The organism is Streptomyces sp. NPDC048521, assembly GCF_043199855.1.
Classification (GTDB): Bacteria; Actinomycetota; Actinomycetes; order Streptomycetales; family Streptomycetaceae; genus Streptomyces.
The window spans coordinates 22,220-37,770 of sequence record NZ_JBICWR010000010.1; the positions used below are offsets into that span (position 1 = coordinate 22,220).

The 15,551-nt window shown below is 71.6% G+C and carries 11 protein-coding genes; 6 read left to right on the forward strand and 5 right to left on the reverse strand.

Annotation, left to right across the window (positions count from 1 at the left end; translation table 11 throughout):
* Positions 1–56 precede the first annotated feature (56 nt).
* Positions 57–1,079, forward strand: a complete 1,023-nt coding sequence (locus ACGFRF_RS22925; protein WP_393742740.1) for a DNA-3-methyladenine glycosylase family protein — start codon at positions 57–59, stop codon at positions 1,077–1,079.
* Between the two features lie 256 nt (positions 1,080–1,335).
* On the opposite strand, the gene ACGFRF_RS22930 is transcribed toward ACGFRF_RS22925, so the two are convergent.
* Entirely contained in the window at positions 1,336–2,418 is a 1,083-nt protein-coding gene (locus tag ACGFRF_RS22930; protein WP_393742742.1) for a sugar phosphate nucleotidyltransferase, read from the reverse strand.
* A gap of 217 nt (positions 2,419–2,635) precedes the next feature.
* Positions 2,636–4,015: a peptidoglycan recognition protein gene (locus ACGFRF_RS22935; RefSeq protein WP_393742744.1), complete on the reverse strand. Its 1,380-nt coding sequence runs from the start codon at positions 4,013–4,015 to the stop codon at positions 2,636–2,638.
* Between the two features lie 129 nt (positions 4,016–4,144).
* On the opposite strand from ACGFRF_RS22935, the gene ACGFRF_RS22940 reads away from it, so the two are divergent.
* The 4 genes from ACGFRF_RS22940 (at position 4,145) to ACGFRF_RS22955 (ending at position 10,197) form a co-directional block, all read left to right on the forward strand.
* Positions 4,145–4,900 carry a TIGR03089 family protein gene (locus ACGFRF_RS22940; protein WP_393742746.1) on the forward strand — a complete coding sequence of 252 codons (756 nt, stop codon included), beginning with the start codon at positions 4,145–4,147 and terminating at the stop codon, positions 4,898–4,900.
* A 219-nt stretch (positions 4,901–5,119) separates the two neighbouring features.
* On the forward strand, positions 5,120–6,301 hold the full coding sequence (locus ACGFRF_RS22945) for an LCP family protein (RefSeq protein WP_393742748.1): 1,182 nt from the start codon (positions 5,120–5,122) through the stop codon (positions 6,299–6,301).
* 231 nt (positions 6,302–6,532) lie between these two features.
* Positions 6,533–8,326 carry an LCP family protein gene (locus tag ACGFRF_RS22950; protein ID WP_393742750.1) on the forward strand — a complete coding sequence of 598 codons (1,794 nt, stop codon included), beginning with the start codon at positions 6,533–6,535 and terminating at the stop codon, positions 8,324–8,326.
* A 275-nt stretch (positions 8,327–8,601) separates the two neighbouring features.
* Positions 8,602–10,197, forward strand: coding sequence for an LCP family protein (locus ACGFRF_RS22955; RefSeq protein WP_393743238.1), 1,596 nt, complete (start codon positions 8,602–8,604; stop codon positions 10,195–10,197).
* A 73-nt stretch (positions 10,198–10,270) separates the two neighbouring features.
* On the opposite strand, the gene ACGFRF_RS22960 is transcribed toward ACGFRF_RS22955, so the two are convergent.
* Complete coding sequence (locus ACGFRF_RS22960; protein ID WP_393742752.1) at positions 10,271–11,299, reverse strand: glycosyltransferase family 2 protein; 1,029 nt, start codon at positions 11,297–11,299, stop codon at positions 10,271–10,273.
* A gap of 282 nt (positions 11,300–11,581) precedes the next feature.
* Between ACGFRF_RS22960 and ACGFRF_RS22965 the strand changes: the two genes are divergently transcribed.
* Positions 11,582–12,955: an LCP family protein gene (locus ACGFRF_RS22965; RefSeq protein ID WP_393742754.1), complete on the forward strand. Its 1,374-nt coding sequence runs from the start codon at positions 11,582–11,584 to the stop codon at positions 12,953–12,955.
* Positions 12,956–13,089: 134 nt separating this feature from the next.
* On the opposite strand, the gene ACGFRF_RS22970 is transcribed toward ACGFRF_RS22965, so the two are convergent.
* Positions 13,090–14,745, reverse strand: a complete 1,656-nt coding sequence (locus ACGFRF_RS22970) for an LCP family protein (RefSeq protein ID WP_393742756.1) — start codon at positions 14,743–14,745, stop codon at positions 13,090–13,092.
* 227 nt (positions 14,746–14,972) lie between these two features.
* The gene (locus ACGFRF_RS22975) at positions 14,973–15,548 is read right to left on the reverse strand and encodes an acyl-CoA thioesterase (protein WP_393742758.1); all 576 of its coding nucleotides are present in this window, start codon (positions 15,546–15,548) and stop codon (positions 14,973–14,975) included.
* Between the last annotated feature and the right edge of the window lie 3 nt (positions 15,549–15,551).

The window sequence follows — 15,551 nt, forward strand, 5'->3', positions numbered from 1 at the left end:
ATTCCGCTACGACCGCCTAGTCTCATAGGACAGCCCCCGCATCCCGAGGACCTCACGTGGCAGGACGTTTCCCCCCGCGGCCCACGCGTACGACCGTGCGCGGTGGGCAGGTCGGCGTACCCGCGGGGGCGCGCGCCGGGATACCGCGGCAGGCGGGGGTCCCGACGCGGGTACGACGGTGGGTGCCGGACGGGCCGCTCGACCTCGGGCTGGTGCTCGGGCCGCTGCGGCGCGGGCCCGCCGACCCGACGTTCCGGGCCACGGCGGACGGGTCCGTGTGGCGGGCCACCCGTACGCCCGCCGGACCGGGCACGTTGCGGGTGCGCGCGTACGGCGGTGAGGTGTTCGGCGAGGCATGGGGGCCCGGTGCCGAGTGGCTGCTGGACCGGCTGCCCGAGTTGCTCGGCGCGGCCGACGATCCGGACGCGTTCGTGCCCCGGCACCGGGTGGTGGCGCTCGCGCGGCATCGGCGGCCGGGGCTGCGGCTGACGCGGACCGGGCTGGTGCTGGAGTCTTTGATCCCGTCGGTGCTGGAGCAGAAGGTCACGACCGACGAGGCGTACCGGGCGTGGCGGCTGCTCGTACGGAGGTTCGGGGAGCCGGCGCCGGGACCCGCGGGGGTGGGCGAACGGCCGATGTGGGTGATGCCCGCGCCGCGGACCTGGGCGTTGATTCCCTCCTGGGAGTGGCACCGGGCCGGGGTCGACGACAAGCGGGCGTCGACGATTCTGCGGGCCGTGCGGGTCGCTGCGCGGCTGGAGCAGGCTGTGGGGATGCCGGCGGCCGAGGCTCAGGCGCGGTTGGAGGTCGTGCCGGGGGTCGGGCCGTGGACGTCGGCGGAGGTGGTGCAGCGCAGCCACGGGGCTCCGGATGCGGTGACGGTCGGGGATCTGCATCTGCCGGGGATCGTGGGGTGGGCACTCGCGGGGGATCGGCATGCCGATGATGCGGTGATGCTGCGGCTGCTCGAGCCGTATGCGGGGCAGCGGCATCGGGCGGCTCGGTTGATTCTGCTGAGCGGGCATGTGCCGGCTCGGCGGAAACCGAAGATGCCTCGGGTGGACATCGGGTTGCTGTGAGGCGCCGTCCGCCGGTGCCGTTCTTCACCGCCCCCGCGCTTCCTCGTGCCCTGTGCTGCGACTGAGCGGGGGCGTTTCGCTTGCCCGCGCCGGCGGGGTGCCGCGCGCCCACCCGTGCCGCCCCAAGCGGCACGACTGCCCCCAGCTACGCAAGATGGACAGCCGGCCGCGGGGGCGCGGGGAACTGCGCGAGCGGCCACGACGGCCCGCAGGTGGGGCGCAGCCCCCATGGGCGGCGCCCCGAAGGCCGCTGACGTTACTGGTCGGAGGAGAAGCGCACCGCCCCCGCCGGGATACGGGCGTCGCACCACACCCGTACTCCCTCGCGCAGCTCGTTGTCGGCGCCCACGATCGCGCCGTCGCCGATCACCGTGCCGGTGAGGACGGAGCGTTCGCCGACGCGGGCGCGGGTGCCGATGAGGGAGTCGGTGATGACGGCGCCCGGTTCGATGACGGCACCGGGAAGGATCGTGGAGCCGAAGACGCTGGCGCCCTCCGCCACGAACGCGCCCTCGCCGACCACCGTGCCGCCCGTCAGCTTGGCGTCGGGGGCGACCGTCGCCGTGGGCAGCACGAGCCGGTCGCCGCAGCGGCCGGGCACGGCCGGGGAGGGGGCACGGCCGAGGACCAGGTCGGCCGAGCCGCGTACGAAGGCGGCCGGGGTGCCGAGGTCCAGCCAGTACGTGGAGTCGACCAGTCCCTGCAGGTGGGCGCCGGCGGCGAGGAGGCCGGGGAAGGTCTCGCGTTCCACGGACACCGGGCGGCCCGCCGGGATCGTGTCGATGACCGAGCGGCGGAAGACGTACGCCCCCGCGTTGATCTGGTCGGTGACGATCTCCTCCGGCGTCTGCGGTTTCTCCAGGAAGGCGAGGACGCGGCCGGTCTCGTCCGTCGGGACCAGGCCGTAGGCGCGCGGGTCGGTCACCTTGGTCAGGTGCAGGGAGATGTCCGCGCCCGTCGACTCGTGGGTGTCGACCAGGGCCCTGATGTCCAGGCCCGTCAGGATGTCGCCGTTGAAGATCAGCACCGGGTCGTCGGGGCCGGAGTGGAGGCGCGAGGCGACGTTGCGGATCGCGCCGCCGGTGCCGAGGGGCTCCTCCTCGGTGACGTACTCGATGTGCAGGCCCAGGGAGGCTCCGTCGCCGAAGTAGGGCTCGAAGACCTCGGCGAGGTAGCTCGTCGCGAGGACGATGTGCTCGACGCCCGCCGCTCTCGCTCTCGCCAGCTGGTGTGTGAGGAACGGCACCCCGGCGGCCGGGACCATGGGCTTGGGAGTGTGCACCGTGAGCGGGCGCAGCCGGGTGCCTTTGCCGCCGACCAGGAGGATCGCTTCTGTCACCTGTCGTCTCTGCTTCCTGCCGGGACCGGCCGAACTACTCGTCACTACTCGTTTCGGCCGGTCAGTGTATGCAGACCGTGCGACGACGCCCCGATGGCCGCGCGGTGTCCGGCGGGATCGGCGTGCGGATTCCCCCGACCGACCCCCCGGTCGCCCCACCCCGTTCCACGAGCCGCCCCCCACCCGTCCCCCGACGGCGTGAACGCGTGCCCCGGCGTCAGCGGCCCTGGTAGCGCGCCGCGTGCGAACGGGCCGTGCCGAGTTTGGCGTAGAGCGACTTGCCGGGGCACTCGGTGGCGAATCCGTCCCGATGGCCGGAGATCACATTCAGTCGTACGTTCTTCCCCTTGGGGTAGAGATTGCCACCGCCCGACGTGAGATATGTCTTTCCGCGCGGATTGGCCCCATAGAGCCCGAGCTTCCACGCGGTGAGCCTCGCGACCGCCGTCACCGCCGCCCCGGACGGCTTGCTCGCGGCGTAACTGCCGATCACGGCGATGCCCATGCTGTTGGTGTTGAAGCCGCGGGTGTGCGCACCCAGGACCGCCTTCGCCACGCCTCCGGCCCGACCCTCGTAGATGGTTCCGCACTTGTCGACGAGGAAGTTGTAGCCGATGTCCCGCCAGCCCATGCTCTTGACGTGGTAGCGGAAGATACTGCGGATGACGGACGGGGCCTGGGAACAGGTGTACTTGTTGCCCGAGGCCGTGTGGTGCACGAACGCCGCCTTGATCTTCTTCGTGTAGGCGAACCCGCGTTCGCGCAGTGACTCGTACGCGCCCCAGCCCCGGCGCGTGACGATCCGCGGCCGCGGCCCGATGTGCGGTTTCGCCGACACCGGGCCCTGGAGCCGGACGAGTTCCCGCCCGGTGTCCCGCCGGCCCAGCTCGGGGATCTCGGTGGTGCCGAAGCCGGTGATGTCGGCGTTGGCGGCGGTCGCCGCGTCCGTGTGCGGCCCGGTACGGCGTGCGTCGACCGGTGCGCCCTCGGTCGGTGCCTCGTCCCCCGGGTCGACGAGTTCCACGCGCAACCCCGGGGGCAGCGCGGCCCGCGGCCCTGCGCTGCGGGTGCCCCGCGCGACGGGAGCGTCCGCGCGGACCCGTACGTCCACGCCGTCCGACTCGCCCACCCACAGCGGCGCGGTCGCCCCGTGCACGCGGTGCGAGGACCGTTCCGCGGTGCCCGGGTCGGCGCCGTGGTCGACGTTGTGGGTCTCGACGTCCTGCCAGCCGGACCACTCCCCCGTCACCACGGACCGGGTGCGCACCTGGACCCGGCCGTGCAGTTCGGCGTCCGGGTCGTCCCAGACGACCCCGATCAGCGAGAAGCATGCGATGTCGGCGCGGTACAGACCCTGCTCCGGGGCCGCGCCGCCGACGCGGTCCGGGGAGAGGGGCGCGAGGGGCAGCGAACGGGTGCTGCCCGCAACCGCGGGCCCGGCGGACGCGGAGGCCGCGGGGGTCACGGAAGACGCGGAGGCCGCGGCGGTCGCGGTTACGGGCAGGGCCGGCGGGAGCGCGAGGACGGCGCAGGTGACGCCGATCGAGGAGGCGGCGAGCGAGGAGGCACCGGGGGAGGAAGTGAGGAATCCACGCATGCCCATGATCTTGGACATCATCATAGAAATGTGTCCAACGGTGAATTGACGGTCCGTCGGGAGCCGTTCCGCCGAACCGGTGGCCCCGGCGCTCGGTGCGCGCGCCCGCGCGCGCGTACCCTGTCCCGGGTGAACGCCACCGATCGCACCCCCGCCGACCTGCTGACTTCCGCGCTCGCCGCGGACCCCGGCCGTCCCCTGGTGACCTTCTACGACGACGCCACGGGCGAACGCGTCGAACTGTCCGTGGCCACCTTCGCCAATTGGGTGGCCAAGACCGCCAACCTCCTCCAGGGCGACCTCTCCGCCGGACCCGGTGACCGGGTCGCGCTGCTGCTGCCCGCGCACTGGCAGACGGCGGTGTGGCTGCTGGCCTGTTCCTCGGTGGGCGTGGTCGCGGACGTCGCCGGGGACCCGGCGGCGGCCGACGTGGTGGTCAGCGGGCCGGACTCGCTGGAGGCCGCGCGGGCGTGCCGGGGCGAGCGGGTCGCACTGGCGCTGCGGCCGCTCGGCGGGCGCTTCCCGCAGACGCCGGAGGGTTTCCTCGACTACGCCGTCGAAGTGCCGGGCCAGGGCGACCGGTTCGTGCCGTTCGCGCCGGTGGACCCGGAGGAGCCTGCGCTCATCGTGGCCGGCCGGGAGTTCAGCGGGGCGGAGGTCGTCGAGCGGGCCTCGGCGGAGGCGCCGTCGCTGGATCTGACGGGACCCGGATCGCGGTTGCTGGCCGCCCTGCCGTACGACACGTGGGAAGGGCTGAGCGCGGGGTTGTACGCGCCGTTGGCCGTCGGGGGGTCGGTGGTGCTGTGCCGTCACCTCGACCGGCTGGACGAGGAGGCTCTCGCCAAGCGGATCGAGAGCGAGAGGGTGACCGCGGTGCGGCGGTGACCGCGCCTCTTCGGGCGGGGGTGCGCCGTGGTGTCCCGCGCCGGCGGGGGGCCGCATGTCGCTACGGCCCCGCGCCCCCACGGCGTCACGGTTTCCCCGTCGGGAGCAGCAAGGAGGACGCCCGTCTGGAGTAGCAAAGGGCGCTCCTCCTCCCCCTCCCCCGCCATGGTCGTAGAAGCAGGACGTGACGCTCGTACGCCATGAGGGGGTGCCCCGGTCGTGACCGACACGGCAGGCAGACCCCTCGGTCCCGGTCTCGGGGCCTCCGCCACCGGAGAAGGGCTCGTACGGCGGCGTCGGCGGCGGTGGGGGAAAGGGTCGGTGGTGGGCCTCGCCGGGCTCCTCGTCGTGGCAGCCGGGACCGGCTGGGTCGTCTACGCCAAGCTCAGTGCCAACATCACCGCCGACGAAGCGGCCGCCGCCGAGCTGGCCCGGTACGAGCGGGAGCGGCCCACCGCGCTGGTGCACGGCGCGCAGAACATCCTGCTGATCGGGTCCGACACCCGGGCCGGGGACGGCAACGGCGAGTACGGACGGGACGTGGGCAGTGAGCGGTCCGACACGACGATCCTGCTGCACCTGGCCGCCGACCGGCACAGCGCCACCGCCGTCTCGCTGCCCAGGGACCTGATGGTGGACGTACCCGGCTGCCGGCGTACGGACGGCAGCCGGAGCGAGCCGGTGTTCGCGATGTTCAACCACGCGTTCCAGGTCGGGGGTTCGGCGTGCACCGTCCGTACCGTCGAGAAGCTGACGGACATCCGGGTCGACCATCACGTCGTCGTCGACTTCAGCGGGCTCAAGGAGATGGTGGACGCCGTCGACGGGGTGCAGGTGTGCCTGAAGGAGCCCGTCGACGACAAGGCGGCCAAGCTGAGGCTGCCCGCGGGCAGGGTCACCCTCGACGGGGAGCAGGCGCTCGGGTACGTGCGGGCGCGCAAGTCGCTCGGCGACGGCAGTGACACCGAGCGGATGGAGCGGCAGCAGCTCTTCCTCGGCGCGCTCGTCGACAAAGTGCAGAGCAACCATGTCCTGCTGAACCCGGTGAAGCTGTATCCGGTGCTGGACGCGGCGACCTCCTCGCTGACCACCGACCCGGAACTGGCCAGTCTGCGCGGTTTGTACCAGTTGGTCCGCGGGTTGCGCGGCATCCCCACCGAACGTGTGCAGTTCCTGACGGTGCCGAGGGAGTCGTACGTCTACGACGCCAACCGTGACCAGCTCGTGGAGCCGGAGGCGGAGAAGTTGTTCGCGCGGCTGCGGGCCGACCGGCCCGTGGCGGTGGCCCAGGACCATTCACGGCAGACTCCCGGAAAGACCGGGAAGGGGGGCGGCAAGAGCCACCCCTCCCCGGCCCCCACCTTCCGCGGGAACACCGCCGCCGAGCACGCCTGTGAGTAGGGCGACCACCGGGACGAAGAACTTTCCTTCAGAAAATGAGGGGGATTGCCCGGTTGTAGGAAGGTCGAATTTGTCACGGGCGTCGCTCGAGGCTGAACTGGGCGGATAGTGTGAGCGATCCGGTGCACCTGGCCGCGAGGTCCGTCCTGGGGTCGTGCACTGATTCACCGAGACCCGAGCGCCTTGGAGGGGGAAGGCGCCGCGTGGCCCCGACGGAGGATTCGGACAACCGTGGACGCGCAAGGCCGTGGGCGGGCGGACAACATCGACCCCGCAGACCAGTGGGTACTCAATCCGAACACCGGCGAATACGAACTGCGACTGAGCCCTTCCCCAGCGCAGTCACCGGTCCCCGGACCCCGGAGACCGGCGCGGGGCGACGGCGGTGCGCCGCGCCGCCGTGACGACGCGGCGCCCGGGGGGACGCGTGAGCAGCGCCGCCGCGACGACGCGGCGCCGGGGGGGACGCGTGAGCAGCGCCGGGTGCGCCCCGGGGACGTCCCCGCGCCGCGCGGACGGCGCCGGGCTGCCGAGCCCGAGGCGCCGCAGGGGCGGCGCGCGGCCCGGCGGCCGGTGAAGAAGAAGTCGAAGGTGAAGAAGGCACTGCTGTGGACCGGTGGGTCCATGGCCTTCGTGCTGGTCGCCGTGTCGGCCGCCGGTTACCTCTACGTCAAGCACCTGAACGACAACATCACGTCCGTCTCCGACGACGGCGCGAGCACGGGTGGCTTCCGCAAGGACGAGGCGATCAACATCCTGCTGATCGGCACGGACAAGCGGACCGGCAAGGGCAACGAGGGCTACGGCGACGCGGGCAGCGTCGGGCACGCCGACACCACGATCCTGCTGCACGTCGCCAAGGACCGGTCCAACGCCACCGCGCTGAGCATCCCGCGCGACCTGATCGTGGACGTCCCCGACTGCCCGACTGAGCAGGAGGACGGCACCACCAAGGTCATTCCGGGGTCGGAGGGCGTCCGCTTCAACACGAGCCTCGGCCAGGACGGCCGTACGGCGAGCTGCACCATGCGCGCGGTGACCGAGCTGACCGGGGTCAAGCCGGACGACTTCATGGTCGCCGACTTCAACGCGGTCAAGACACTGACCGAGGCGGTGGGCGGTGTCGAGGTCTGCCTGGCCCATGACATCGACGACAAGGACTCGCACCTGAAGCTGTCCAAGGGCACGCACAACATCTCCGGCGACCAGGCGCTGGCGTTCGTGCGCACCCGGCACTCCGTCGGCTTCGGCGGCGACCTGAGCCGGATCGCCCTGCAGCAGCAGTTCCTGAGCGCGCTGATGCGCAAGCTGAAGGGCAACGCCACGCTCACCAGTCCGACGAAGATGGTGAAGCTGGCGGAGGCCGGCACCAAGGCGCTGACCGTCGACGCCAAGCTGAAGAGCATCGGGAAGCTGAAGGACCTGGGCCTGGAGCTGGGCAAGCTCGACCCGAAGAACCTGACGTTCACGACGGTGCCGGTCGTGGACAACCCGGCGGAGAAGGTCAAGTCCACGGTCGTCCTCAACCAGTCGAAGGCGCCCGCGGTCTTCGACGCCATCCAGAACGACGTCTCCTTCACCGACGTGAAGAAGAAGAACAAGGCCGCGAAGGACGCCCAGGCCGCCCGACTCAAGGGCACCAAGGCGCCCGCCTCCGAGGTGCGGGTGCGCATCCTCAACGGCGGGGCCGTGGCGGGCAGCGCCCAGGCGGTGCTCAACTGGCTGCAGAACGACGAGGGCGTGACCAAGTCGGAGAACTCGGGCAACGCGCCCGCCGCGCTGAGCAGGACCACGCTCGAGTACGCGCCCGACCAGGCGGCCCAGGCACGCCGGCTGGCCGCCATCATGGGGCTGTCCGGCGCCGCGCTGAAGCCCGGTGAGAGCGTGACCAACTCCCAGGGACTGCCGGCGATGACGCTGACCCTGGGGAAGGACTTCAAGGGGGCGGGCGTCTCCCTCACCCCCTCGACGAAGGCACCCGACGTCGACAAGTCGACGGCCGACAAGGTGCAGTGCGCCTCCTAGACCGTGGGGTGCGCTCCATAGACACAGGGCGCGAGACACAGGGCGCGAGACACAGGGCGCCAGCAAGCGGTGATCTCACGAAACGAGTTCGTTTCATATGCGTGCGTATTCTGTGCGATGACTAGCAGATGGGGTGCGCCTCGTAGGTAACCCAATGGGCCCGTCGTGCGTCTAAGGGGACGCGGGACGGGCCCGTTGTATGGCGCAAGGGTGGGGAGGGCAGGGAGTTGGCGCAGAGCGAGGTGCGCGGGGAGGCTCCTGCGGCCGAGGACACGATGTCGTTCACGCCGCAGGCCTCGGATGCGTCGGCGGGTTCCGCAGGGGGCGGCGGCGGACGGCGGGCCGGCAGGGCGAAGGGTGAACGGCGGCGGCGCAGACGGCGCGCGCTGCGCTGGTCGGCGACCGTGCTGGCGGTGGTGATACTCGGCACGGCCGGCGCCGGATACCTGTACTACCAGCACCTCAACGGCAACATCCAGAAGGGCAAGCGCAACAGCGCCGACGACTCCAAGGTGCACAGGACCGAGCCGAACGCGGCCGGCCAGACACCGCTGAACATCCTGCTGATCGGCTCCGACAGCCGTAACTCCGCCGAGAACGTGAAGCTCGGCGGCAGCCGGGACCACCGGGGCGACCCGCCGCTCGCGGACGTGCAGATGCTCATCCACATCTCCGCGGACCGCAAGAGCGCCGCCATGGTCAGCATCCCGCGCGACACCCGGGTCGACATCCCCCAGTGCACGGATCCGGACACCGGCAAGGTCTACCCGGCGACCAACGACATCATCAACGTCAGCCTGGCCCGGGGCGGGGCCGGCTGCACGCTCGCCACCTGGCAGAACCTCACCGGCGTCTACATCGACCACTGGATGACGATCGACTTCGCGGGCGTGGTGCGGATGGCCGACGCCATCGGCGGTGTCGACGTCTGTGTCAATCAGAACGTGTGGGACCGCCCGACGCCCAAGGTGCCCGGCGGCTCCGGCCTGAAGATGAAGGCGGGCACGCACAAGGTGAAGGGCGAGCAGGCCCTGCGGTGGCTGCGCACCCGGCACGCCTGGGGCAGCGACCTGATGCGGGCCCGCGCCCAGCACATGTACCTGAACTCGATGATGCGCACGCTCAGGAAGCAGAACGTCTTCACCGACACCGGGCGGCTGATGGACCTGGCGGAGGCGGCCACCAAGTCGCTGAAGGTCTCCGAGGAGATCGGCACGGTCAAGAAGCTCTACGACCTGGGCATGCAGATGAAGTCGGTGCCGTCGGACCGCATCACGTCGCTGACCATGCCCAATGTGCCGGACCAGTTGAACGACAACCACGTCGTGCCGGACAAGCCCAACGCCGACCAGGTGTGGCAGATGCTCCAGGACGACGTGCCGTTCGACAAGAACGGCAAGGAGTCGGGCGCGAAGAAGGCCACGGACAAGGAGCCGACCAGGCAGCCCTCGGTCGACACCGGCCGACTCGGCGTGCTGGTGCAGAACGCCACCCGGACCGCCACCGAGGCACCGGTGCCGCAGCGGGCCGCGGCGATCGGCCAGGCGCTCGCGCAGCAGGGCTACGCCAGGGCGACCGCCGACACCTCGGGGTCGTTCGCCGAGGACAGGACGGTCGTGCGGTACCCGAGCGCGGACCTGGAGGGTGACGCCCAGGCGGTGGCCAAGACGCTCGGCATCCCCCTGAGCGCGGTGAAGAAGTCGACCGACGTGTCGGGCGTCACGGTCGTCGTCGGCGCGGACTGGCGCACCGGCACGTCCTACCCGAAGCAGTCCACCCCGAAGCCCGGAGACCTGCCCAAGGGCAGCGACGCCGTCAACGGCTCGGACGACACGAAGTGCATGGACGTGTACGACGTCTACCGCTGGTAGCGGAGCGCGGCGGCGCGCCGCCGACCACGCTCGGGGCCCCCTGCCCGACGGAGGAGGGGGCCCTGACGTGTCATCAGGCGGCGTCCACGACCGCCGGCCGCCGGGAGGCGATGACCTTCTTCGCCAGGGACCTGGGGCTGGTCAGGAAGCCCCAGCCCCACGACATGTGCATGGTGGTCAGCGCCACCGGGATCTGCAGGCGGGCCCTGAGGGGCAGGCCCTTGCCCGCCGGGACGGAGCCCGCGACGATGGCCGCGAGGTAGCCGCCGGGGATCACGAGGCCCCACGGGGTGAGCGCCACGCCCACGACCAGGCCCGCCGCCATCGCGCACACCGCCGTCGGCGGGGCGAGGTAGCGCAGGTTGATGGAGCCCGAGTGGTAGCGGGCGACGACGTGCCGCCAGCGGCCGTAGTCCTTGTACTGCTTGGCCAGCGCCCGCACCGAGGGACGCGGGCGGTACGACACCTTCAGCTCCGGCGAGAACCAGATCAGGCCGCCCGCCTCGCGGATGCGGAAGTTCAGCTCCCAGTCCTGGGCGCGGATGAACTCCTCGTTGTAGCCGCCCTGTTGCTCCAGGGCCTCGCGGCGGAAGACGCCGAGGTAGACCGTCTCGGCGGGGCCGGCCTGGCCGCCGGTGTGGAAGGCCGCGTTGCCGACGCCGATCTTCGAGGTCATCGCGGCGGCGACCGCGTGCTCCCAGGCGTTCTCGCCCTCGGCGTGCATGATGCCGCCGACGTTCTGCGCGCCGGTCTCCTCCAGGAGCCGGACAGCGGTGGCGATGTAGTTCGGCGAGAGCATGCCGTGGCCGTCGACACGGACCACGATCGGGTGCCGGGACGCCTTGATCGCCGCGTTCAGCGCGGCGGGCGTGCGGCCGGTCGGATTGGGGACGGTGTGCACGCGCGGGTCTTCGGAGACCAGCTCGGCGGCGATCTCGTCCGTGCGGTCCGTGGACGGACCGAGGGCGATCACGACCTCCATCTCGCCGGCGTACTCCTGCGCGAGGATCGCTTGGACGGCCCCGCGCAGATGCCGCTCCTCGTTGAGGACGGGCATGATCACGGAAACAGCGGGGAGCCGCACGTCGGGCTTGGCGTTCATAGGACGCTCACGTTACCGCGAACGGGGGACACCGGTGCGCGCCGCAGGGGCGTAAGACGCGGGCTGCAGATCGTATCGGCCTACTGTGCTCACGGATCCCACGTACGGCCTCGTCCGGAGGTGTCCCCCTTGCCCAGCCCGCCCCGGTCCCCCTCCCCCACCGCCGAGAGCGGGGGAGCCGCCCCCAGGCCACAGCGCCGCCCGCGGCCGGCCCGCCGGGTGCCCCGCCCGCCCGAGCGGCCGGCGCGGTCCGTCCGGCCGCCCAGGCGGCCGCGCTGGGCCATGCGGGCGATCACCACACTGTCCGTGGTGGTGCTCGCCTCGGCCGGCATCGGGCACGCCGTCGTCACCAGCCTGGACGCGGGCATCGCCCGCATCGACGCCTTCAAGGACATGAAGAACCGGCCCCGCGCCGGCCACGGCATGAACGTCCTGCTGGTCGGCACCGACGGCCGGGACAAGATCAGCGAGCAGGAGCGGCGCGCCTACCGGCTCGGCGGTCAGCCCTGCCACTGCACCGACACGATGATGATCGTGCACATCTCGGACGACCGGGAGCGGGCCACCGTGGTGAGCCTGCCGCGCGACTCCTACGCCGACGTGCCCGCGCACGTCGACCAGAACACCGGCCGGCGGCACGGCCCGCATCCGATCAAGCTCAACGCGGCCTATGCCGAGGGCGGTCCCCAGCTGACCATCCGCACGGTCGAGAACATGACCCATGTGAAGATCGACCACTATCTGGAGGTGGACTTCACCACCTTCATGAGGACGGTGGACGTGCTCGGCGGGGTGCAGGTCTGCACGCCGACGCCGCTGAAGGACGCGTACACCGGGCTCGACCTCGCGCCCGGCACGCACACCCTCAGGGGCGGGCAGGCGCTGCAGTACGTGCGGGCCCGGCACCTCGACGGGGCGAGCGACCTGGGGCGGATGAAGCGGCAGCAGCGGTTCCTGGCCGCGCTGATCGAGAAGACCACCTCCTCCGGGGTGCTGCTGAACCCGATCAGGTTCCGGGACGTGACCCGGGCGGTGCTCGGCTCGGTCCGCGCCGACAAGGGTTTCGGCACCGACGAACTGCTCGACCTGGGCCGCGCGATGCGGAACTTCTCCCCCTCGTCCTCGGAGTTCACCACCGTCCCCATCGGGCAGATGAACTTCCAGGTCAAGGGCGTCGGCTCGACCCTGAAGTGGGACCCGGCCAAGACGGGCCGGCTCTTCAGCTCCCTGCGCGACGACAAGCCGCTCGCCGTGGACCGTCCGCGCCGTGGCCCCGCCGCGGCGCCGGTGGAGGTGGACCCGCGGCAGATCCGGGTGCTGGTGGCGAACGGCACCGGCACCGTCGGGCTCGCCAAGCGGGTCGACGCGGCGCTCGCGGCGACCGGGTTCGCCACCACCCACCAGCCGGTGACGGCGCCCGCCCATGTGCCGCGCACGGTGATCTCCTACGACCCCCGGTGGGACCGCTCCGCCCGCTCCCTGGTCGTGGCCCTGCCCGGCAGCGAGCTGCGCGCGGTGCCGGGCCAGGGGCCGCTGATGAAGGTGACCGTCGGGGCCGGCTTCAAGGCGGTCCACAAGGTGCGGTTCGAGGACCCCGGACAGCCGGAGCAGAGCGTGGTGCGGGGCGACGAGGTGGTGTGCTCCGGGAGCGCGTAGCTCAGCGCTCCGGGACGCGTAGCTCAGTGCGCCGGGCGCGGCGCACCCGGCCGCGTGATTAGCTCAGCGCTCCGGCCGCGGGGCGCGGCGCACCCGGCCGCGCACCCGGCCTCGTCGGCCGTGCGCCCTCGGCGTCACGAGGCGCACTTCACCTGGTCCGCCGTCGTCTTGCGCACGGACGGGGCCTTCGCGGGGCCGGTGAGCGGTATGCCCGCGCCCTTGAAGTCGGCGCCGAGCCTGAGCACCATCGCGGGCAGCCCCTGTGCGTTGGTCTCGCTCTCGCCCGGCTTCAGGGCGGACGCCGGAAGCCCCATGAGGTCGGCCAGTTCGCGGGCCTGGGCGGCCTGGGCGGGCGCGTACTGCAGGGTCGTCTTCTGCTGGGGGGTGCCGGCGTTGCCGAGCTGGCTGGACTTGGTCACGCCCTTCTCCGTCTGCAGCCAGGCCAGCGTCGTCTGGGCGGAGCCGGCGGGGGCGCCCGCGTTGTAGAGATCGACCCGGACGTCGCCGGGGGCGGAGCGGGCGCCCTTGAGCTTGGCGGCCTGCTGCGCCTTCTGCTGCTTCTTCACCTCGGTGAAGGAGACGTCGTCCTTGATCATGGAGAAGATCTGCCGGGCGGGCACCTCGTCCTCGATGACGGTCTTGTGGACCGGGCCGTCGGCGGGGTTGTCCCGGACCGGCAGCGTGAGGAAGGAGATGTTCTTCGGCGGCACCTTCTTCATTTCCAGGGCCACGTCCTTGAGCGTGCTGATGTGGCCGATGCCCTTGTCCACGGTGAGGGCCTTGGTCGCCGTCTCCGCCAGATCCATGAGCCGGGTGGGGCTGGTGAGCGTGGAGTCGGACTTCATCTTGCGGAACAGGGACCCGAGGAACTGCTGCTGGACCTTGATGCGGTCCAGGTCGCCGAAGTTGCCCCAGCTGTACCGGGTGCGGACGAAGGCCAGGGCCTGTTCGCCCTCGATCTTCTGCGGTCCGGCGGCCAGGTTCAGGTGCGACTTCTCGTCGTTCACGGCGTGCGCCAGGCAGACGTCGACGCCGCCGACGGCCGTGGTCAGCGTCTTCACGGCGTTGAAGTCCGCCATCATGAAGTGGTCGACCGTGAGCCCGTCGCCGAGCTTGGCCACCGTGCGGACCGTGCAGCCGGGGTCGCGGCCCAGCTGGCCGAGGCTGGTGTTGAAACGTATGCCCTGCGTGCCCGGGATGGTCTTGACCGAGTCGTCGGGCTGCTTGGTGGGGCAGGCGGGTATGTCGGTGATCAGGTCCCGGGGGATGCTGAGCGCGGTGGCGTTCGTCCGGTCCTTGGAGACGTGCAGCAGGATCGTGGTGTCCGCGTGACCGATGCTGTTGGCGTCGCCGTAGCCGGAGTCGCCCTTGCCGGTCCGCTTGTCGGTGCCGATCACCAGGATGTTGAACGCCTTGTCCTTGCTGAAGGAGTCACTGGTCGCGCCGGCGGTGTCGGTCGTGGTGATGTTGCCGTCGAGGTGCCTGAGGTAGAGGTAGACGGTGCTCGCGCCGGCGACGAGGACGAACGCCAGGGTGCCGCCGGTCCACAGCAGAATCCTTTTGCCCCTGGGCTTCTTCTTGGCCTTGCGCTGGTTGCGGCCCGTCGCACGGCGGTGGCCCGGCGCGGCGGGCTCCGCTGCCGGCTCCGGCGCCGAGCGGGGCCCGGGCACGGTGGGCCGCCCGGCGGAGGTGTCCGGCTGCCGCAGCTCGTACTCACCCGTGCCCGGGTTCAGCACCCACTGGTCCGCGGGATCGATGTCGTCGCCACTGCCACGGCCGGGTGTGTCCACGCCTCTGCCCCCCGTCCGGGCCACACGCCGAGGGCCCGGCTCCACTCTCCAGCTACCGGACGGCGAGAGACCGCACGGCCACCCACCGGAGCGCACACACTATCCGCACACTCCTCCGGCCAGCAGCCCCCGTGATACTTCCCACTCCCGTACAACCCCCTTTGCGGAAGGGGGAATTGCAGGGCCCGTCCGGCCATTCCCGGCTGCCGTGATAGGTCGGACAGGCCCTAGTCCTCGAAGCCCTCGGCCGCGCGCTTCTCGCGCAGTTCTCGGATCGCGCGGCGGCGGGCCAGGCGGTGGGTGCGGCGGATCTGGGCCTCCTGGTAGCGGCGGCGGTCGCGGTCCGTCTCCGGCACCACCGGCGGCACCCGGCGCGGCTTGCCGTCGGCATCGACGGCCGCGAAGACCAGATAGGCCGAGCCGACCTGGGTGGCCGGGTCCGACTCGTTCCAGCGCTCGGCGAGGACCCGGACGCCGATCTCCATCGAGGTCCGGCCGGTCCAGTTCACCTGTGCCTTCACATGGACCAGGTCGCCGACGCGGACCGGCTCGAGGAACACCATCTCGTCCATGGACGCGGTGACGGCGGGACCGCCGGAGTGCCGGCCGGCCACCGCGCCCGCCGCGTCGTCGACGAGCTTCATGATCACGCCGCCGTGCACCGTCCCCAGCAGGTTGGTGTCGTTGTGGGTCATGATGTGGCTGAGGGTGGTGCGCGAGGCGGATGTCGGCTTGCCCGGGATGTCCGGCTCCATGTCCGTGGCCTGGTCTGTCATGCCCTCCACCTTATGCCGAAGCGACATTCG